At 35.6% G+C, this 21,238-nt stretch carries 17 protein-coding genes; 12 read left to right on the top strand and 5 right to left on the bottom strand.

The window, feature by feature from the left end; all coding sequences use genetic code 11:
* Positions 1 to 51: 51 nt before the first annotated feature.
* On the bottom strand, positions 52 to 468 hold the full coding sequence (locus GTK57_RS12195) for a glycine zipper domain-containing protein (protein ID WP_163123856.1): 417 nt from the start codon (positions 466 to 468) through the stop codon (positions 52 to 54).
* Positions 469 to 785: 317 nt separating this feature from the next.
* Between GTK57_RS12195 and GTK57_RS12200 the strand changes: the two genes are divergently transcribed.
* The 3 genes from GTK57_RS12200 to prmC all read left to right on the top strand — a co-directional run bounded on the left by GTK57_RS12200 (position 786) and on the right by prmC (position 4,712).
* On the top strand, positions 786 to 2,600 hold the full coding sequence (locus GTK57_RS12200; RefSeq protein WP_152874557.1) for an autotransporter outer membrane beta-barrel domain-containing protein: 1,815 nt from the start codon (positions 786 to 788) through the stop codon (positions 2,598 to 2,600).
* A gap of 204 nt (positions 2,601 to 2,804) precedes the next feature.
* A complete protein-coding gene (gene prfA / locus GTK57_RS12205) occupies positions 2,805 to 3,893 on the top strand; it encodes a peptide chain release factor 1 (RefSeq protein ID WP_152874558.1) in 1,089 nt (362 codons plus the stop codon).
* Entirely contained in the window at positions 3,894 to 4,712 is an 819-nt protein-coding gene (gene prmC / locus GTK57_RS12210; RefSeq protein ID WP_152874559.1) for a peptide chain release factor N(5)-glutamine methyltransferase, read from the top strand.
* A 75-nt stretch (positions 4,713 to 4,787) separates the two neighbouring features.
* Here the strand turns inward: prmC and GTK57_RS12215 are convergent, their stop codons facing one another.
* Together GTK57_RS12215 and GTK57_RS12220 are read right to left on the bottom strand one after the other, a co-directional pair.
* Positions 4,788 to 5,138 (bottom strand): hypothetical protein, encoded by a 351-nt coding sequence (locus GTK57_RS12215; protein WP_152874560.1) that lies wholly within the window; start codon positions 5,136 to 5,138, stop codon positions 4,788 to 4,790.
* Positions 5,139 to 5,491: 353 nt separating this feature from the next.
* The gene (locus GTK57_RS12220; protein ID WP_228720318.1) at positions 5,492 to 6,676 is read right to left on the bottom strand and encodes a multidrug effflux MFS transporter; all 1,185 of its coding nucleotides are present in this window, start codon (positions 6,674 to 6,676) and stop codon (positions 5,492 to 5,494) included.
* A gap of 71 nt (positions 6,677 to 6,747) precedes the next feature.
* On the opposite strand from GTK57_RS12220, the gene GTK57_RS12225 reads away from it, so the two are divergent.
* From GTK57_RS12225 to GTK57_RS12255, 7 genes are all read left to right on the top strand, one after another.
* Entirely contained in the window at positions 6,748 to 7,371 is a 624-nt protein-coding gene (locus GTK57_RS12225) for a TetR/AcrR family transcriptional regulator (RefSeq protein ID WP_152874561.1), read from the top strand.
* Between the two features lie 62 nt (positions 7,372 to 7,433).
* The gene (locus GTK57_RS12230; RefSeq protein WP_152874588.1) at positions 7,434 to 8,162 is read left to right on the top strand and encodes a HesA/MoeB/ThiF family protein; all 729 of its coding nucleotides are present in this window, start codon (positions 7,434 to 7,436) and stop codon (positions 8,160 to 8,162) included.
* Positions 8,163 to 8,220: 58 nt separating this feature from the next.
* The gene (locus GTK57_RS12235) at positions 8,221 to 9,519 is read left to right on the top strand and encodes an ABC1 kinase family protein (RefSeq protein WP_152874562.1); all 1,299 of its coding nucleotides are present in this window, start codon (positions 8,221 to 8,223) and stop codon (positions 9,517 to 9,519) included.
* Positions 9,520 to 9,550: 31 nt separating this feature from the next.
* The gene (gene folB, locus GTK57_RS12240; RefSeq protein WP_152874563.1) at positions 9,551 to 9,931 is read left to right on the top strand and encodes a dihydroneopterin aldolase; all 381 of its coding nucleotides are present in this window, start codon (positions 9,551 to 9,553) and stop codon (positions 9,929 to 9,931) included.
* Positions 9,888 to 10,319, top strand: a complete 432-nt coding sequence (locus GTK57_RS12245; protein WP_152874564.1) for a 2-amino-4-hydroxy-6-hydroxymethyldihydropteridine diphosphokinase — start codon at positions 9,888 to 9,890, stop codon at positions 10,317 to 10,319. Before folB ends, GTK57_RS12245 begins: the two co-directional genes overlap by 44 nt.
* 141 nt (positions 10,320 to 10,460) lie before the next feature.
* On the top strand, positions 10,461 to 11,009 hold the full coding sequence (locus tag GTK57_RS12250) for an Ail/Lom family outer membrane beta-barrel protein (protein WP_152874565.1): 549 nt from the start codon (positions 10,461 to 10,463) through the stop codon (positions 11,007 to 11,009).
* Between the two features lie 211 nt (positions 11,010 to 11,220).
* Complete coding sequence (locus tag GTK57_RS12255) at positions 11,221 to 11,766, top strand: Ail/Lom family outer membrane beta-barrel protein (protein WP_152874566.1); 546 nt, start codon at positions 11,221 to 11,223, stop codon at positions 11,764 to 11,766.
* Between the two features lie 59 nt (positions 11,767 to 11,825).
* Here the strand turns inward: GTK57_RS12255 and coq7 are convergent, their stop codons facing one another.
* Both coq7 and GTK57_RS12265 read right to left on the bottom strand, forming a co-directional pair.
* Positions 11,826 to 12,461: a 2-polyprenyl-3-methyl-6-methoxy-1,4-benzoquinone monooxygenase gene (gene coq7 / locus GTK57_RS12260; protein ID WP_152874567.1), complete on the bottom strand. Its 636-nt coding sequence runs from the start codon at positions 12,459 to 12,461 to the stop codon at positions 11,826 to 11,828.
* A 3-nt stretch (positions 12,462 to 12,464) separates the two neighbouring features.
* Complete coding sequence (locus GTK57_RS12265) at positions 12,465 to 13,787, bottom strand: MFS transporter (RefSeq protein ID WP_171522172.1); 1,323 nt, start codon at positions 13,785 to 13,787, stop codon at positions 12,465 to 12,467.
* 174 nt (positions 13,788 to 13,961) lie between these two features.
* Here GTK57_RS12265 and GTK57_RS12270 point away from each other — a divergent pair, with 174 nt between their 5' ends.
* Both GTK57_RS12270 and GTK57_RS12275 read left to right on the top strand, forming a co-directional pair.
* Entirely contained in the window at positions 13,962 to 16,700 is a 2,739-nt protein-coding gene (locus GTK57_RS12270; RefSeq protein ID WP_152874569.1) for an autotransporter assembly complex protein TamA, read from the top strand.
* 20 nt (positions 16,701 to 16,720) lie between these two features.
* A complete protein-coding gene (locus GTK57_RS12275) occupies positions 16,721 to 21,232 on the top strand; it encodes a translocation/assembly module TamB domain-containing protein (RefSeq protein WP_152874570.1) in 4,512 nt (1,503 codons plus the stop codon).
* Positions 21,233 to 21,238 lie beyond the last annotated feature (6 nt).

Raw genomic sequence — 21,238 nt, forward strand, 5'->3', positions numbered from 1 at the left:
AAAAAGCACCCGAAGGTGCGAATGGAGTAAATCTATAACATTGAGGAATTATTAACGACGCTTACGGTTGTGTTTTTTCCATTTGCTATTTTTGCTGCTGGTGTATTGTTTATCTTTTGATACTTTATTACCTAAAGCAGCACCGCCTGCTGCACCAAGTGCAGAACCGATATATCCACCATTTGTACCGCCCATGCTTTTACCTACGGTATAACCAGCACCACCACCAACTGCAGATGATGTGCGGTTGCGTTTATCACTTGCGACAGCTGCACCGCCAGCACCACCTAGGGCAGCACCAATCGTTGCGCCTGTATTGCCACCCATATTTTTACCAATTGCTGTTCCAGCAACACTTCCTAATGCACTTGCTGCTGCAACGCGAGTTGTGTTGTCTGCATGAGCGGTCATTGCAAACATTGAAGCTGTTGCAAGTGCTGTGCTTAATAGAATGGCATTCAGTTTCATGGTATCTCCGAATCCTTATGGATTTTAAATATTTATCTTGATCGCTAATTTATCAAAGGGTTTATTCCACAATGTGAAGAGATCCAAAGGCTTTTAAGTAGTTTGGTTTTTGCTTTGTTGCGCTTTGTTAATTAACACGTGAAAGGTGAAGTAAATATGAATGATGTGTTCAATGTTTCAGCATATGATTCATTTTTTCTGATGAGATAGTGTGAAAACGATTTTAAATTTGTGTTGAAAATGAATTTAATGATATTTTGTGATTAAATTTACAGATAAAACAGAATAATAAGTAGTACATCACAAAAGGAAGGGTAATGTTTTTCAATCATAAACAATGGATGTTTACATCATTAATTCTATGCAATGCAGTATATGTAAATGCATCTAACTTTAACGGTTCCGTAATATTTGGTGATAGCTTGAGTGATGGCGGAAATGTTGGACTTGCGACACTAGGTCAAGCAACTAAATTCACAACGAATCCAGGTATGACTACAGCAGAAATTGTGGCAGATCGTATTGGTCATCATACCACCGCATCATTATTGGGTGGTCAAAACTATGCGTGGGGTGGTGCAACTGTTTCAGATTTGGAAAAAAAGGTACCGAATTTACAACAACAACTCGGACAATATTTATCAAGCAATGGAGGACAGGCGAATGAAAATACCCTGTATCAAGTCTGGGGAGGGGGTAATGATATTTTTAATTTGGTTTCACAATTTCAAACAGGTTCTATAAATTTACAACAATTGCAATTATCTTTAATGGATACTTCAAATAAAGAAGTGTTGATTTTAGACAGTTTATATAATGCTGGTGCTCGTTATGTTGTTGTTTATAATTTACCCGATATGGGGTTAACACCAGATGCAAATGCTAGTGGTCCTATGGTTGCTGGATTTATGTCTCAACTTTCTAATTCTTATAATACTCAATTAAATGCTGAATTAGAGAAAATGAGTACAAAAGGTTTGAATATTGTACCTGTTAATGTATATGGTTTACTGGGTGAAATTAACCAAAATCCATATAACTATGGAATTATCAATAATATTTCGGATACAGCATGTGGTGGCAGTTCATTGGGTTGTACCGCGAATGGGCAAGGCTATATGTTTGCGGATGGTGTACATCCAACATCTGAAACCCATCAACTATTAGCACAAGTTGTTTTGTCTACATTAGCTGCCCCTCAACAAATGTCTTTGTTGGCAGAGCTTCCATTAATGGCACGAGATTCTCAGAAGCGTGTCATACGCCAAGAAATGTTAAAAGATATAAAGCGTGAAGATACACATGTATTTATTAATACGGACTATAATCATCAAAAAATTAAAGCAACACCATCTAATCCTGAATTAAGTACAAATGATGTGAATTTAAACGTGGGGCTAAATTATCGTTTAAGTTCACAAGTCTCGGGGGGAGTTGGTATCAGTTTGAATCAGCAAAAAGGTGATTTTGGTCATCAAATAGGATCTTATGATTTAAGATCTATCAATGGATTTTTATTTGGTATTTATAAAGAAAATAAAAATTATCTAAGTTCATATGCGAATGTTGGACGTTTAGACTACAAGGATATATCACGTCAAATTCAGATTGGTCCAATGCAAAGAGTACAAACTGCTGAAACCAAAGGTTCTCAATATGGTGTTGGTTTAGAATTTGGTCATGTGTTTGATGTGTATTCAAATATCAAAATTACACCATTTACTTCATTAGATTGGCAAAAAGTCAGAATAAATGGTTTTGAAGAAAAAGAAGCTGATAGTACTGCAATGTGGTTTGAGGATCAAAACAGAGAGTCCCTCACTTCAAGTTTAGGTGTTCGATTTCAAAGTGACTGGAAGTTAAATAACTACATATTATCACCTGCCTTAGAAGCATCATGGAGTCATGAATTTAAAGATGATGCTCTTGCCGTGAAAGCGGGCTTAAAAACAATGAATGGTAGTTTTGAAATGAGTGGCTATAAACCAGAAAAAGATTGGTTCAATGTGAATGTAGGACTCAATGCGCAATTAAGGAATAATTTTTCTTCATGGTTTATGGTGAATGCTAGATTAGCAAATCATTCACAAGAAAATATGGGACTTAGCATTGGACTGAAATATCTATTTTAGTTTGTATCTCAATTGATCTCCTTTCATTTTATAAAGAAGACTGAATATAAAGTTTTATTCAGTCATTAATTTCTTATACCCAATCTTATATACAAGTTAAATATGTCATTTACATCAAAGAATCGTTAAACTAGGCCCAATTTTTTATTATGCCGATCTTGTGGAAATACAAGGAATGGCTTTTATATTGAGATCTTTTTTAAAATGAAAGAATCGTTACGTTTACGATTAGATCAGCTTACTGACCGTCATGAAGAGTTGAATGCATTACTTGCAGATCTTGAAGTAATTTCAGATAACAAACGCTTTCGCCAATTATCACGTGAACATAGTGATTTATCTGAAATTACAGATGTTTGGAGAAAGTATAGACAAGCTGAGGAAGATATAGCGACTGCTGAAGCGATGTTATCTGATCCAGATTTTAAAGAAATGGCGCAAGAAGAAATTAAAGACAATAAAGCTTTAATTGAATCGCTTGAAGCTGATTTAAATATCTTGATGATTCCAAAAGATCCAAATGATGCAAACTCGGCATATTTGGAAGTACGTGCGGGAACGGGCGGTGACGAAGCGGCGATTTTCTCTGGCGATTTGTATCGTATGTATAGTAAATATGCAGAATCGCAAGGTTGGCGTTTAGAAATTCTATCGGAAAACCATGGTGAACATGGTGGCTATAAAGAAGTGATTTGCCTGATTAATGGCGATGGTGTTTATGGTCGTTTGAAATTCGAAAGTGGTGCGCATCGTGTACAACGTGTACCTGCAACAGAATCTCAAGGTCGTGTTCATACATCGGCATGTACGGTCGCAATTTTGCCTGAAATTGATGTAGATACATCGGTTGAAATTAACTCATCTGAATTACGTATTGATACGTATCGTGCTTCGGGTGCGGGTGGTCAGCATATTAACAAAACTGACTCTGCTGTTCGTATTACGCATCTTCCAACAGGTACAGTGGTTGAATGTCAGGATGAGCGTTCACAACATAAGAACAAAGCAAAAGCGATGGCGTTATTGGTGTCTCGTTTAGAAAATGCCAAACGTGCTGCTGCTGATGCTGCGACATCAGAAATGCGCCGTGACTTAGTTGGTTCGGGTGACCGTTCAGAGCGTATTCGTACTTATAATTATCCGCAAGGTCGTATGACAGATCATCGTATTAATTTAACTTTATATAAGTTAGATGCGGTGATGGAAGGTGATTTAACAGAACTTCTTGATAGTTTACACCGTGAATATCAAGCAGATCAGCTAGCAATGCTTGCACAGCAGAATGGTGGTTAATTGAATATTGGACAGGCATTAGCCTTACGTGGTGAAGCAGAAAGTTACGAACGCCAAGAAAATGCGTGGCTACTTGAACACATCACGAAAATAGATTCTTTTGACTTGATTATGAAAAAAGATCAAGTGTTAACTTCTGAGCAAGAAAAAGCATATAAAGATGGTTTGTCACGTGTTGAAGCAGGTGAGCCACTTGCTTATGTCACAGGCTCTCAACCTTTTTGGACTTTAGATTTAAAAGTAACGAAAGATACTTTAGTACCACGTCCAGATACGGAAGTTTTGGTTGAAACTGTTCTTAAACTGGATTTACCTGAAGATGCTCGTGTGGCAGATTTAGGCACAGGAACAGGTGCAATTGCATTATCACTTGCTTCTGAGCGTGCTGAATGGAAAATTATTGCTTCAGATATTTATGCGCCAACTTTAGAGGTAGCTGAGTTTAATGCAGAACAGCATGATATTGAAAATGTTGAGTTTGTATTGGGTTCGTGGCTAAAACCTTTGGGTCGTCAGTTTTTTGATGTAATTGCATCGAATCCACCTTATATTGATGCCAATGATGTGCATATGAAGGATTTGGCAACAGAACCTGAACGTGCTTTAGTTTCAGCAAAAAATGGTTTGGCGGATATTGAAGAGATTATTGTTCAAGCGAAAAAGCATTTAACTGTCAATGGTTGGGTGGTACTTGAGCATGGTTATGACCAAGCAGATGCAGTGCAACATTTGTTTAGACAAGCAGGTTATAAGCAAGTTCGTACGGTAAAAGATTATGGCGGCAATGATCGTGTGACTTTAGGTTGTTGGATGCATTAATTTGTTTTAATCATCAAATTTTATTTCCAATAAAAAAGCGACTTTTAAAGTCGCTTTTTTATGTGCTATGGAAAATTACATTGGGTAATCTTTTAAGCTATCAAAAACATTTACTTTTGAAAAAGCATCTGTTTCCATTGCTAAATAATAAGTCGCAATTTTAGCTGTGCTTTTTAAGTGAGTTTTTGTTAAAGCATCACCTGCAAGTAAAGCTTGAATTTCATTTTTTTGTAAATCTAAAGCAAGGGCAGTTTCTTGTGCTTGAGGTTGTGCAAAGAAATTCGCAATCATCGATTTAAGATCATTTTCAGATGTATTTTGAATATATTGATGTAACTGATCTTCAATATGATCTGCTTTAGAAAAGAAAAATTGAGCAAAGTTTTGAACAAGGTTTTGTTCGAATAAATCAATCATCTTAGACATGGGAGTACCTCTAGGGTAAGGTGATTTATAAAAAATCGGGTTAAGCAAATGCTTTAAGTTGATTGAAAATTAACCTATTTTGCGTGTATATACAAGGAAGATAAGATGAACGCTCAGTTCATTAAAAAATACAAATTTGTATGGTAATTAAACTTATTTTACTTTTTGTAATTACAATTATATGGAATAATCAGAATTTTCAATTAAATGTAATTACTTTGTGTGTTGTTTTGGTGTGGTTAAATTAAAACAATATCTTTAGATTTTACTTCATTAAAAATAAAAGCCGTGATTCATAATGGGTAATCACGGCTTGCATCTTATTTTAAAGCGAGGCTCGTTTCGAGTTTATGTTATAGCTTTTTCGGGAATATCAATAAGCACATTAAAGCTGAAACTAAAGCACAAATAGTCATAATACTAATGAGCCCAATACTGCCAGAAGAAACAAATGAGCCTGTAACTGCTGTAATAATTGCGCCAAAACAAAATTGCATAGAACCTAATAATGCTGAAGCTGTTCCTGCTAATTTATGCTGATACATTAATGACAGTTGGCTACCTGTAGGCATAATAAATCCAAGGAGTGCAACTGCAATAAACATACCTATACAAAGTACAACTAAGTGATTCAATCCCATTAAGAAACATGCAAGTAAAATTGCAATCACCACAAAAAAGCCAATATTAATGATTTTATAAGCTTTTAATGGACCAAATTTTTCATGCAATTTAGGATTTAAAATTGCCGCAGCAATTAAGCCAAATGCATTAATCGCAAAAATAAGACTAAATTGGGTAGAAGAAAGTTGATATTCACTAATGAATACACTTGCAGAGCCTGCGATATAAGCAAAAAAACCTGCTTGTGCGATACAAAGTGTTAAAGCAAAAATAATAAATTTACGGTTTGTGATGATGTTTAAATAATGATGAAAAGTTTGTGATAATTTAAATGTTGCTCGATCTTCTACTTTACGCGTTTCAGGCAAAAGCGCAAAAACCAAAATCATCACGATAGAAGAATAGACTGCTAAAAAGAAGAAAATGTTGCGCCATGAACCTAAGGCTTGTAAACCATCACCAATGAGTGGTGCAGCAACAGGAGATAATCCTAAAATTGCCAAAACCATCGACATCATTTTACCCATTTCAGGACCTTGAAATTGGTCTTTAATAATGGCAAAGGCAATGACCATCCCAATTGATCCACCTAAACCTTGAACAAAACGAAGGGTTTGAAGTTGTTGAACCGTTTGAGAAAAAGCACATGCAATTGAAGCAAGTACAAAAATAGATAAACCTAAGTAAATGAGTGGTTTTCGACCAAATTTGTCAGATAATGGTCCATAAACCAATTGACCAAGCATCAAGCCTACAAAAAAAGTCATTAAGCTGAGTTGAACAGCACCTTCGCTACTTCCTAAAGATGTTGCCATAGCAGGAATACTAGGAAGATACATATCGATTCCCATAGGACCGATTGCCGCGAGTAATGCAATAAGAATAGGCATTGCACGGTTAGATGATGCTGTCATAATTACCTGATGATTTTTTTTGAGTGGCGCATTATGAAACTTATGGGTTTCTTAAGTCAAGAGTTGAAGATATGGCTAAATTAGGTCGTCCATTGGCGATGAAAGTTGAAGATCGCCGTAAGGAAATCTTTAATATTGCTGAACAGCTTTTTGGTGAAAAAGGTTTTGAAAATGTCACGATGTCTGAAATTGCATCTGAAACGGGGATGTCTAAAAAAACCTTATATGTCTATTTTAAGGATAAAAAAGAACTGCTTAAAGACTTGATTCTATCTTCTTATATTTGGGAAGAAAGTGCATTACCTGAGCAAAATTTATCTGCAATTCAGCTTTTAAAATATCGGTTAAAAGTGTGTGCAGAACATGTGTTATCAGATCGTCATATTAAATTATGCCGTTTGGCAATTTCTGAAAGCATTGGTATAGAAGGTTTAAGTGATACATTTTATGAAATTGGTATTTCTAAAAGTCGTGATCACTTAATTGAAGCCATTCAAAAAATTGAAAAAAATCACTACAAGATTCATCTCTCTGCTGAAATTCTGGCAGATATGTTATTTGGTGCTTCAATTGCCAAACCATTTATAGATACTTTAATGGTGGGTGAGAAAATTAATTTTGATGAAATATTTATAAAAATAGAACAGACTTTAGATGCTTTATTTGTATCATCTTCCACAAACTTGGCTGGGTAATTATTTTGACACAAGTATTAGACAACAACTTAGATACAGACTTAGAACTTTCTGATGCAGAAATGCATTTATATTCACGCCAAATTTTACTTGATGGTTGGGATATTGAAGCGCAAGAAAAGTTAAAACTTGCGAATGTTTTAATTGTGGGATGTGGTGGTATTGGCTGTACAACAGCAGAATTATTGGCACGTGCAGGTGTTGGGAAAATTACACTTATTGATGCAGATACTGTGGAAATGAGTAATTTACAACGCCAAATTGCTTATACGGTTCAAGATGTTGGTTTTTATAAAGCAGAAGTATTGGCTAAAAGATTAAAATCAATTAATCCACATATAGATGTCATTATAAAAGTGGAAAAATTAGATGAATCGAATGTAGATGAATTGATTGTTCAACAAGACTTAGTTTTAGATGGTTGTGATAATTTCACCACACGTTATTTAGTCAATGAATCTGTTAAAAAGCACAATGTTGCATTAATTAGCGCTTCTGCGATTGGCTTTCAAGGTCAAATGTTTATGGTGGAAGGAGATTCAGCATGTTATGAATGCCTTTTCCCAAAAGAAGATCATATCAATGAAAGCCTTAGATGTGCAGATTCTGGGGTATTGGCAACCACGCCAAATGTCATGGCAAGTTTGCAGGCACATCATGCCTTATTATATTTGGGTTTGGCTTTAACGCCTTTAAAGCAAAAGCTCTTGCTTTGGGATGGTTTAAGCATGAAACAACGCATTGTTAATTTCCAAATTGATACGAATTGTTCTCTTTGTCAGGCAATATAATCCTGCAAAACCTTAAAATTTTGCTACACTCGGTGCAATTATTTTTTCCTAAGACATTATGAAAAAGAAAATTTGGTTAGATGGACTTAAGTCAGTTGCTCGTATGGGTGAAACTGCGGTTGTTGCTGCAAAAGCAGGCATTAAATATGCAACTGAAAAACCAAGTAACGCAAAACTTATGCGTGAAACTTTTGAATCACTCGGTTCAACTTATATTAAGCTTGGTCAATTTATTGCCAGTACGCCATCGTTATTTCCACGTGAATATGTCGAAGAATTTCAAGGCTGTTTAGATCAAACACCAAAATTGCCCTTTAGCTATATTGAAAGTGTTTTAGCATCTGAATTTGCAGGGCGAGATTTAGGTGAAATTTTTGCATCTATTGATGAAACACCGCTTGCATCTGCTTCAATTGCACAGGTTCATGCTGCTAAATTAGTTAGTGGCGAAGATGTTGTCATTAAAGTGCAAAAACCTGGTGTAGAAACCATCCTTTATACAGATTTAAATGTCTTACATTGGTCTGCAAAAGTACTTGAAAAAGTCGTTCCAAAAGTAAAATTTGCATCATTAGCCGATATTGTCGAAGAAATTAAAAACCGTATGGTTCGTGAAGTCGACTTTATTGAAGAAGCAAAAAATATTGATGATTTTGTACAGTATTTAGAAATCACACAAAATAAAGCAGCCACAGCACCCAAAGTTTATCATCAATATTCAACACGTCGTGTTCTGACCATGCAACGCTTTTTTGGCGTGCCGTTAACAGACTTCAATGTGGTAAAAAAACTATCTAAAGATCCATCTCAAGTGCTTATTACAGCTATGAATACTTGGTTTGGTAGTTTAATGATGTGTAATAGTTTCCATGCAGATTTACATGCAGGAAACCTTATGTTGCTTGAAGATGGTCGCGTTGGCTTTATCGATTTTGGTATTGTAGGTCAGTTAAAACCTGAAGTTTGGACAGCATGTATTGCATTTATGGATGCGCTGCAAAAAACAGATTTTCCATTAATGGCTGAAAATATGCTGAAAATGGGCATGACTGATCGTGAAATTGATACCAAAGTTTTGACGGAAGATTTAGAACGCCTATTTAGCGGCGTTTTACTTGCAGATCCACAAGAGATTTTGTCGTCAAATCCTGCCGATTTAAACGATATCATGATGGATATGGTCGCAGTGGGTGAGCGTCATGGTATTCGATTCCCACGTGATTTTGCATTACTCTTTAAGCAAATGCTGTATTTTGATCGCTTTATGCGCATTCTAGCACCATATACCGATATTTATGCAGACCAACGTTTGCAGATGGTGCAAACTATAGATCCAAATCTTTTATTAAAACATTAATAAAGATCTACTTTTAGAACAAGGTTGAGTTATGGATGCAATCATCATTGAAGGCTTAAAAGTTGATACGGTTGTTGGATGTTTCAATTGGGAACGTCAAATTATTCAACCTTTAATGTTAGATTTGACCTTGCAAACAAATCTTGAACAAGCTTCAAATTCCGATGAACTTGAAGATACAATGAACTATGCCGAAATTTGTGAAATATCGGCAAAAGTCATTCAAGATGCTCAACCAAAATTGATTGAACATGCTGCAAAACTCGTGATAAATGCTTTATTTACAGAGTTCTTAGCAATTGAATCAATTATCATCACGATCCGTAAGCCTGCCATTATCCCGCAAGCAAATTCTGTAGGAATTCGTCTTGAACGACACCGAAACGATTTTCGCGCTAGCACTAGCGAGTAATTTCGAGCCTGAATCTAATTTTGAAAAAGCCTATAAAAGAATCCAATCTTTGGGTAATGTGCAGTTTTCAAATATATATTTAATTCCATGTCGTGATGGCATTGGTGAAGATTATTGGAATTCTGCATGTATTTTAAAGAGTAGTCTTTCTGTTGACGAATTATTACTCATTGTAAAAAATATGGAGTCTGAGGCAGGGAGAGTACGCCCATCCCATCAGATTTCACTAGATATAGACCTAATTGCATGGGGATGTCACATAAATGAAATGCAATTTAATCCTAAAAAAATGCCATTGGCTTTAGATGTGAAAATTCCTTTATCTGAGATATTGAGTCATAAGTTATTAATTAGTAATGGAATAAAATTTAATGTTGTAAATGTATAAATTAAAAAAAATTGAATGCTTATTAATTGAAAAGTGTGATGTATTTCTCATATTTTGCTTATTGGGTTAAGATTTGTCCATATTTTATTCGCTCTATTTATGGCTAAAAATATCTACCCTTAATTGAATATGGAAAATAGTATGTTAAACAAAACATTAAAATATAGCCTATTGTTGGCTACTGCTGCTTTATCATCAACGGCATTTGCTGAAAGCACAGTGTCTGTAGGCTATGCTTATTCTAAAATAGAAGATGTAAAGCTTAAGGGTGTAAATGCTCAGTATCGTTATGAATGGGATTCTCCTGTAAATCTTGTTGTTTCAGCTTCATATCTAAAGGGTGATAATAAATTATCATATACTGATGGTTATGATATGTATCATGATGAATATAATGTTAAACAGTTTTCATTATTGGCAGGTCCAGAATACAAGATTAATGATTTCTTAGGTGTTTATGCCCTTGCAGGTTTTGCACATTCTAAAATTGAAGGTCAACAGACGTGGGTAAATAGTACAGGTCATACAAAGGATTTTAATGATTCTTTAAAAGAAACTAATTTTGCTTATGGTGTGGGTGTAAAAATTAATCCAATAGATAATGTATCTGTGAACTTAGGGTATGAAGGTACCAAGGTTGACGGAGCTAAAGCAAAAGGCTTTAACATTGGTGTTGGTTACCGTTTTTAATTTTAAAGATTGCTAAAAAAAGGCTCAGAATTCTGAGCCTTTTTTGTTTAGTGTAAAAATTTACAATCTGATTATTAAATAAAATATGCAAAATTTTTAAAAACTTGAAATGTGACACATTAGTTATATATTTAAAAATGTGTTGTAGAATATGCATTAATCGATTCATCCTGATCGACATTACGAATACTAAAAATCGGAACTTAATATTATGAATAAATACTTAAAATATTCTTTATTAATAGCTATGACTGCTTCTTCATATACATTTGCTGATAATCACTCTTTTAGTTTGGGATATGCTCAAAGTAAAATTAGCGATTTAGATTTAAAAGGTGTAAATGCTCAATACCGTTACGAGTGGAACTCACCTTTTAGTTTAATTTCTTCTGTTTCTTATTTAAAAGGTGATGTATCAGAGCAAGATGGCCTAGATGTATATAAGACTGATGTCAAATATTTTACATATATGATGGGACCAGCTTATCGTTTTAATAATTATGTAAGTATTTATGCGACTACAGGTATTTCTAATATTAAACTTAAGAGTACTGATTTTACCATAGGTGGGACTACAGAGCCTGCAGACCCTACAAAAACGTCTAAGACAGAATTAGCTTATGGTGCAGGATTGATTGTAAATCCAACGCGTAACTTCACTGTTAATTTAGGTTATGAAGGTACAAATTTGAAATTTGCTGATGAGCTGCGTATTAAAGTTAATGGTTGGAATGCAAGTATTGGCTATCGTTTCTAATTATGAATTAAAAGGCTCAGAATTCTGAGCCTTTTTTGTTTTTTGTGAATCAAACAGTCTTAAATGTAATAACTTGTTTTGGTCATTAATTTGGAAATGCCTGTCATCGCAATACGTACAGGTAAAGGTAAATCTACACCGCCTGCATTTAATGCGGTATCTCGATGTTGCAATTCATCTTCGTTCATTTGCGTTAATATTTTACGTGAGCGTTCATCTTGGGATGGTAATTGGTTGATATGATCAATTAAATGCAAGCTCACTTGACGTTCAGTTTCAGCAACAAAACCAAGACTGTATTTATCTCCAGCAATACCTGCTAATGCACCCATACCAAAAGAAAGGCTATACCAAACAGGGTTAAATAAGCTGGTATGGCTGTCTAATTCTTTTAAACGATCTTCACACCATGCTAGATGATCTTGTTCTTCAATTGCTGCATGTTCCATTTCTCGACGTACGTTGGGTAACTTTGCTGTTAAAGCTTGACCGTGATACAAAGCTTGCGCACATACTTCACCGCTATGATTGACACGCATTAGTCCTGCAACATGGCGTGCTTCGCTTACAGCAAGTTGAGTATCGACTTCATTTGCAGGATTTTCACGGTGTGCAGATGTTGCACCTGGTACTAAGCTGCGTAAAGCTTGATCGAATGAATTGATAAGCTTATCGATACCTGTAAATTGACGCATGAATTAATCCTCCAACGAGAGCTGTGCCGTTTTGAGTAATGGCTTTAGTCTAAATAATAGCCAAACTGTAAATATTGCGCTTAAAGTTGCTGTAATACAGAATAGTACTTTCATATCTATTTTTAAGATACTTAATACAATAATAGAAAATATAGCAGAACTGACCATAAAAATTGCGTTTAATATGTTGTTTGCTGCAACTACTCGAGCACGATGTGATCGGGGTGAATAGGCTTGCATCATGGCATAAAGCGGCACAATGTAAAAACCACCACTAATACCCAATAAAGTAATAGCAATCATCACGTGATAATAGCTTGCACCTTGTTGGAAAACTTCACTCAGTGTAAGAAGTTCACCTGTATGTGTAGGTACAAAAGATATGCTCATTGCTAAATAATAAGCAAAAATAGTTAAACCGATAGCACCAATAGGAACCATCTTAATATTTACTTCAGAACCGCCAATTTTTCTACAAAGTAGCGAACCAACACCAATTCCCACAGAGAAGAAAGTCAGTAAAAGGCTCACTACGTTTTCATTGCCATAAAGATATTCTTGTGTGAGTTGTGGAATTTGAGTGAGATAGGTTGCCCCATAAAACCAATACCAAGAATTTCCTAAAAGAATGGTAAAAATAAGAGGGAGGCTTTTAGCATATTTAAGTGTTTGAAAACTGGTTCTGAAAAAATTCCAATCGACTTGAATGTTATTTGTTGTTACTTTCTGTTTCAGGATAAATGTACTAGAGATATAACCTAAAATTGCAATGATCAGGACTGTCGCGCTAATCCATACTAAATTTCCTTGCGATAAGGAAATAACAGCACCGCCTAAAATCATCCCAATTAAAATTGCCATAGACGTGCCAGATTGAAATAAGGCATTTCCTGACATAAGTTCATTGGGTTTTAAAATTTCAGGCAAAATTGCGTATTTAATTGGGCCAAAAAATGTTGAATGTGTACCCATTAAAAATAATGCAAGTAATAACAGCCATAAATTTCCAATGAGGAAACCTGCTGTGGCAAGAATCATAATGAAAATTTCAGCTGCTTTTAAATAACGTACGAGTTGTGATCTTTCATATTTGTCTGCAATTTGTCCTGCTGTTGCAGAAAAAATAAAGTAAGGCAAAATAAATAAAAGTGCTGCAAAATTATTCAGTGTGCTTACATCTGCAGTTTGTTGTTGGATCCATCCGTAGGTAATGACCAATAAAAGAGCTTGTTTATAAACGTTATCGTTTAATGCACCAAAAAATTGCGTGATAAACATCGGTAAGAAGCGACGTGTACCGAGTAGATGTTCTTTGTTGTCCATAATATTGGCACTTATTTAAAAGTTTTATTAAGAAATGTGAGCGATGTCTATAATACTATAAAATTCATGTATGATATTTTAAGTCTATTATGTATTGAAAGTCATATAGTATTTCTACTCGTGTGATAATATTTACAAAGACTTCATATTAAAAATATTAAATTGGTTCGTAGTTTTATGCCTGAAAATTTAAAGTTTAAAAAATCGACATTGTGTTTAAGTATTCATTCCATTTCAGGAAGAATCAATCATAAGCATATATGTATGGGCTTTTTTTTAAGTTTCATGGCACAGCATGGATTTGCTGAGGTTCAGGCTAAGCCAAATTTAAGCCCAATTGAATTGCCTATAGAATATCAAGAAGAAATAAAAGCAAATGCGCTTAAGGCAAATAATGCGATAAAACAGAAACCCAATAAAAATTTGTACGCTATTGATGAAGATTTTGACAGCTATCAGATGCTTCAGAATCAAGTTTCATCACCAGCTCCAGTCGAAGAATTTGCACCGATTGATATTGATGACTTAGAAAATTTACCTGAGATTTCAGCAGATGATCAGATGGTGAATGACATCTTTAAAGTTGCGGAGCAGGCAAAGCAAGATGCTGAGAAAAATCGAGCTGAACAATCTAAAGAAATTTTAGTGAATGATGCAACACAGCAAGAATTGGCAGAAATTAATCAAGCGCCAATTAATGTTGATGGCTTAATGGAAAGTATTCGTTCAGACAGCAAAATTATTGTAGAAGCGAATGAAAGCGGACGGACTTTAAGTGCGCTTAATTTAGATTCTGAAACTGTTGAACCAGAAAAAGTAGGTTTCTTTAAAAAACTTTATTATAAAGTTAGACCTCAACAAGTTGTAAATGCACAAGTGATTGAGCGTATTAGCGCAGATGTTGTGGTTGCAGATGGTAGTTTAGACACATTTACAAATAAAGAAAAATTAGCCGTTACCGCATTAAAAGCAAATGTAAAAGCCAAACTATCTAGTTATACGGTAGAGGCATTTGAAGATTTTATTTCTGCAACATCACAACTCAGAAGCTTATCTAATCAAGCAGCTCAAGCTGTTGGTTTTTATAATGCAGAGTTTAAGTTTGAAAAAGTTGGCAGTGGAAAAGTTAAAGTTTTAGTTGTGCCGAATAAACCTGTGCTTGTGAAAAGTAATACGGTTGAATTTAGTGGTGCAGGTGAAAATCAGGCTCAATTTCAGGTCATTGGAATTTTGCCAGATCTTGCTGAAGATGATGTTTTTAATCATGGTTTATATGACAAAACCAAACAAAGAATTACAGATGCAGCAACCAATAATGGTTATTTTGATGCATATTGGCGCATGCATGACGTTAAAGTTTCGCAGCCACAAGATACAGCAGATATTAATTTAAAATATGAAACAGGTGACCGATATAAATTAGGTGCTGTTGAATTCCGAATGAGTGATCCTAATAAGGAATTCCCTCTAGACCGAGATATTTTAGAAAAATTAGTGCCTTGGACAGACGGTCAAGATTATGCATTTTGGCGTGTCAATACATTGGCAAATAACTTAACCAACTCGCGTTATTTTAACTACACATTGGTTGATGCTGCACGTCCAGATCCAATTGAAAAGAAATTAGAATATGCACCAGATCTTCAAGCCCTAATAGATTTAGATAATTTGGCAAATGGTACTACTTCTAGCGAACCTCAGCAAAAGCAAGTTTCGGCAGCATCTTCAGTTGAAGTGACGCAGAATGTAGTGAATGAAGATCAGTTTGCAGGTTCGGGTGTTGAAGAAAGCAACAGTAAAGTTAAAAAATTACAAATACAGCAAGAAACCAAAGAACAAGAAACTGAACGCCTAAAAGCACAAGCGCGTGAAAATAAAAAAGTGCCTGTCATTGTGACTTTAAATGCAGATAAGTTAAATAATGCCGAGCTTGGTTTAGGTTATGGTACAGATACAGGTGTGCGTTTACGTAGTCAATATCGCCGTGCAATTGTGAACAAACGTGGTCATTCATTTGATGCAAACTTCGAATTATCACAAAAACGTCAATCTATTGATGGTCGATATAACATTCCTTATAACCATCCTTTGAATGATTATATTTCTTTGGTCGGTGGTTACGAACGTGAAGAACGTAAAGATATTTCCGATACAGGTGGATTACTTATTGAATCTGCTGTTTTAGGTGCAGACCGAGTGATTAAAAACCCGCGCGGAAGTTGGCAACATGTGATGGGTGTGCGTTATCGTTTAGATCGTTTAACAGGACAAGGTGTCTTTGATGTTAATGATATTCCTGATAGTTTCTTAGGGACAGGAAATACAGAACAAGAATCTTTATTATTTGGTTATGAAATATCTCGTACAGATTCAGATAAACGCGTAAATCCATCTCGTGGATTTAAACAAACCTATAAAATTGAAGTTGGTAGTGAGAATCTCATGACCGATGTCAATATGGCAATTGCTAATGCTTCATGGCGTTTTATTTATTCAGTGGGTGATAATTTTGATCATCAATTTGTCGGTCGTGCTGACTTAGGTTATATCTTTACAGATGATTTTAGCCGTGTACCGTATAATTTACGGTATGTCACTGGTGGTGATCAAACCATGCGTGGTTTTGACTATAAGAGCCTTTCACCAAGAGAAGACGGATTTAAAGTCGGTGGTCAGGCGCTTGCTGTTGGTTCTTTAGAATATAACTATCAATTCTCTGAAGGATGGCGCGCTGCGGTATTTACAGATTTTGGTAATGCCTATGATGCAGATTTTAAAACGCCTGCGGCTTATAGCGCGGGTGTAGGTATTCGTTGGGCATCTCCAATTGGTCCAATTCGTTTAGATGTCGCAAGTGGTTTATCGGATGAAAGTAAACCCATTCGTTTACATTTCTTTATTGGTTCACAACTATAATTTAATACTAGAGAAGATTTATGGCTGAAGTGGAACAGCAACCAGAATTACCAACACCTTTGCCTAAACAGCGGAAAATTATAAGAAGTGTACTGAAGTCACTTCTTTTTGTGATTCTATTTATTGTTGCTGCTTTAGCAGTTATGTTTTCTACAGATCGGGGGAGTAAATTTCTACTCGATAGTGTGCTACAAAGCCAGAAAATTATTCACTATGAATATGAAGATGGAAACTTACTTAACGGCATTATTCTAAAAAATGTGCTTGTGACTTTAGAATCTGTTGATGTGAAAATTGATCGTGCCGATGTGTCTTTAGGTTGGCGCGCAATTGTAAATAAAGAAATTCATTTAACGCATGCCGATGTTCAAAATCTGCAAATTACCACAAAGGGTCCATCTTCGGATGAACCATTCAAATATAACGAAATTCGACTACCATTTGTTTTACGTGTAGATAAAGCTGATGTTGATAAATTAGAAATTCATACAGGTACAACACAGGTCGATTTTTTTGATATTCATCTAGAAAAGGCATTGTGGAAGGATACCAAACTTACATTTAAAAATACTCGTATGGATATGGGATATTTAAATGTTAAAAATGCCAATGGTGGTATGACCTTTGATCAAGGTAAATATCCAATTAAAGCAACAGCTGATGTCAATATTCCGTCACTTAATGATAGTTTGAATATTCACGGTATTCATGTTGTTGCTAATGGTACTTTAGAAACCATTGAAGCAGGTTTTGCAACCAATACGCCAGATTTACTCACAGGTTGGGGAGTTGTACATCCACTTCGTGACCATGTTCCAATGAAAGGTGAAGTAAAATTCAGAAATTACCATCTTCCATTACTCACAGATCAAAAGCTTTTTGCAAAAAAAGGGACAGCAAAATACTATGGTGATATTGAACGTTTAAATATCGATTTAAATACAGATTTAAGTGGTCAAGATATTCCCGAAGGTCGTTATACCGCATCAATGCATACAGATTTAGTTAATCAGTTAGATATTGAAAATCTAAATGGACAAATTCTAGATGGTGCCGTAAATGTTGCAGGTGTTGTTAGTTGGAAAGATCATGTGACTTGGGATATGAAAGGTCGCTTAGATAAAATTAAACCAACAGATAAAATTATTCCTCAAGTGGTGCGAGATTTCTTACCACCATCATTAGATGCCAATTTAGCATCTACAGGTTTATTGGAAGATGGTTTGCATTTAACGGCTAATGTCGACTTCGATAAATATGAAACATGGAATTTAAAGCTCGATCAAAAAGAAGAAAAAAGCAAAAAACCTGAACCAATGTTAATGAATGTGGCATGGAAGGGTTTAGATCGTGAAATGCCGTACATTGGTTGGTTAAAAAGCGATTCAGGTGATGTAAATCTGACTTTAATTGAAGATCAGCAAAATATTCATGTTGCAACAGTGGTAAAACAACATGAAAAATCATCATTACCTGCGGGGCAATATGTAGCGCAGTTAAATATTAAAAATAATAATTTAAATGTTCCAAGTTTTAGTTTTAGTGCAGGTCAAGGTGGTTTGAAAGGCAGTGCTTTTGTTGAACTTCCAACAGATAAGCGTCAACTTAAATGGAATGCATTACTTGATGCAAATAATTTCAATCCGCAAACGGTGACAAGTGCTGCGCCAATTAATTTATTGAATGGTCGTGTAAAAGCCAATGGCTATGCAAAGCCAAATCAACAGATTATTCATTTAAACCCAATTAATTTAACGGGTCGTTTAGCAGATCAAAACGAAACGATTCGTTTAACGGGTAAAAGTACAGCTGCAGTTTTATTCCATGATGAAAAGCATGGCGGTGCTTTTAAAAGCTTTGCTGTAGATTATGATGGTGCATTGAATGCCAGTAGCATTGAAGGTAGCGAAGGTCATTTAAAAGCGAAAATTTCAGGCACATCACAATATATTAAGATTAATCAATTTAGTCATAATGGTGTTGCAGGACAAATCGCTGCTGATGGTATTGTGAACTTAACGCATGGCATTGGTTGGGATGTTAACGCATCACTTATTCGCTTTAAACCACAATATTTTGTATCGAGTGTACAAGGTGAAGTTTCAGGTGTTGTTAAAACTCAAGGGCTTTGGTCAGATAAAATTAAACGTATTAATATATCGCGTTTAAACTTAGCAGGTCGGATTAACAACAAGCCTATTCGTGGTACGGGTAATTTGGCGATGGTGCTTAGTTCCCAACAAAAGGGTTTATTGCCTCAGCAATTTGAAGCGAATGATCTATTTTTATCGTATGCACAAAACCAAATTCAAGCGACAGGTAATGCACAAAACTTAAAAATTAAGATTAATGCACCTGCGCTCTATGAAATTTATAGTGGTTTGCGTGGTAAGGCTTATGGCTATTTAAATGTTCAAGCTCAGCCAAGATTAAAAGCAACTGCGAATTTAGCTGTAGATGGTTTTAGTTTTAATAATTTATTCAGTGTTAAGCAATTACGTATTCAAGGTGAATTACCAACGTCGGATACCACGCCAACCATTTTAACTGCGAAATTGAATTCATTGCGCAGTGGTGATCGTGAAATTCAACAAGGTGAAGTTTCTGTTGCGGGTACACGTAAAGCACATATTCTAAAAGTGAAAGCGGAAAATAAACTGAGTCAGTTCTATGTGCAATTGGCCGGTGGTTTTAATGCGAATAATGATTGGTTTGGTCAAATTCAAAAAGGTGATTTTGATTCGCTCAGAACACGCTTAGTGCAAAAAGAAAATGCATCGGTTATTTATCATTCTAAAAATAGTGAACTCTTTATTGGTGCACATTGTTGGGTGAGTCAGCAAAGCCAATTATGTTTCGATCAGCCTATTCGTACAAGTAAAACGAAAGGTAACGTTTCCTTTGTTACCCAAAACCTAGACTTAAATGATTTTGCTGCATTTATGCCTGATGGCTTAGCAATTACAGGTAAGGTCAATGGATATGCAAAAGCATCTTGGGCGCAAAATCAAAAACCTAAAATTGATGTAAAACTTTTAACACGTAACGGTATTATTGGTATTACAGGTGATGACCCTCAAGAAATTGGTTCAAACTTAAGATATGACCAAATTTCTCTGATTGCGAAAAGCGTAGCTCAAGGTTTGCAGCTTCGTTTAGATGTGAAAACGCCTGCAATTGGTACAGGTTATGCCAATGTTGTGATCGACCCATATTCTGCCAATAAAGCCATGCGTGGTGATATTGCATTTAACGAATTACAGTTAAAGGTGTTAAAACCATTTATTGCCGATGTGCGCCGTTTAGATGGTAGTTTGTCATTTGCAGGAAAAGTCAGTGGTTCACTTTCTAAGCCATTATTAACAGGTGAAATGCGTTTGAAAGATGGCGTAATTAGTATGATTTCATTGCCTGTGAATTTGACCAATATTCAGTTGTATTCATCTATTCGACAAGATAATGCCGCAATTAATGGCGCATTTAATAGTGGGCGTGGTGTAGGCAGATTAACGGGTGAGTTCGATTGGAAAGGTGAGCCTCGTATTAATTTGAATCTAAAAGGTGATAATTTACTGGTTCGCCAAGCGCCATTAATTACGGCAATTGTGAATACAGATGTTTCTGTGCAAGCTTATCCATTCCTCAGCAAGTTGTCTGTGAAAGGTAAAGTTGATGTACCACGTGCACTTATTTCTATGCCTGAATCTACAGCAAGTGTTGTGAATGTATCTTCAGATGTTCGCATTGTGCATGAAGGGCAAGATCAACTTGCCATTTTAAAAGCGGCAAAACCTTGGGATATTAATGCTGACTTAGATGTGAGTTTAGGGAATCAAGTGGTTTTCCAAGGCTTTGATAGCCGTATTCCGTTGGTGGGTCGATTGTATTTAACGCAACGTGGCTCTGAAACGGCAATGCGTGCTAATGGCGCAATTGGTGTGAGTAAGCGCGTTAAAATTGAAGCCTATGGACAAAGTTTAGATTTAAACCGTGCGATTGCTCGTTTTAATGGTGCATTGTCTAATCCAACGTTAGATGTAGATACCAATAAAAATATTCAAGGAAGTTTGGTTGGTATTCGGGTTACGGGAACAGCAACAAGCCCAAGTATTCAAGTGTATAACGATGCAGGTCTATCTGAGCAAGAAGCATTAAATGCGATTATTACAGGTCGTATTAATGAAGGTGCAAGTGGTTTAAGCCAAACAGAAGGCTTTAAGTCTGATGTAAATAATACAATTGCAGCAGCAGGTATTAGTATGGGCTTGGGTGGAACACGTGCACTGACCAATCAAATTGGTCGAACGTTAGGTTTAAGTGGTTTGGCTTTAGATGCGCAAGGTACAGGTGATGATACGCAAGTGAGCTTAACGGGCTACATTACACCAGATTTATTTATTCGTTATGGTGTAGGTGTGTTTACACCTGTAAATAAACTAACACTTCGTTATCAAATGAACCAACGGTTATATATGGAAGCAAGCCAGTCATTAGAACGTGCAATCGATTTCTTCTATAACTGGCGATTCTAATTTTAA

It is taken from the genome of Acinetobacter portensis (assembly GCF_010646905.1).
Lineage (GTDB): Bacteria > Pseudomonadota > Gammaproteobacteria > Pseudomonadales > Moraxellaceae > Acinetobacter > Acinetobacter portensis.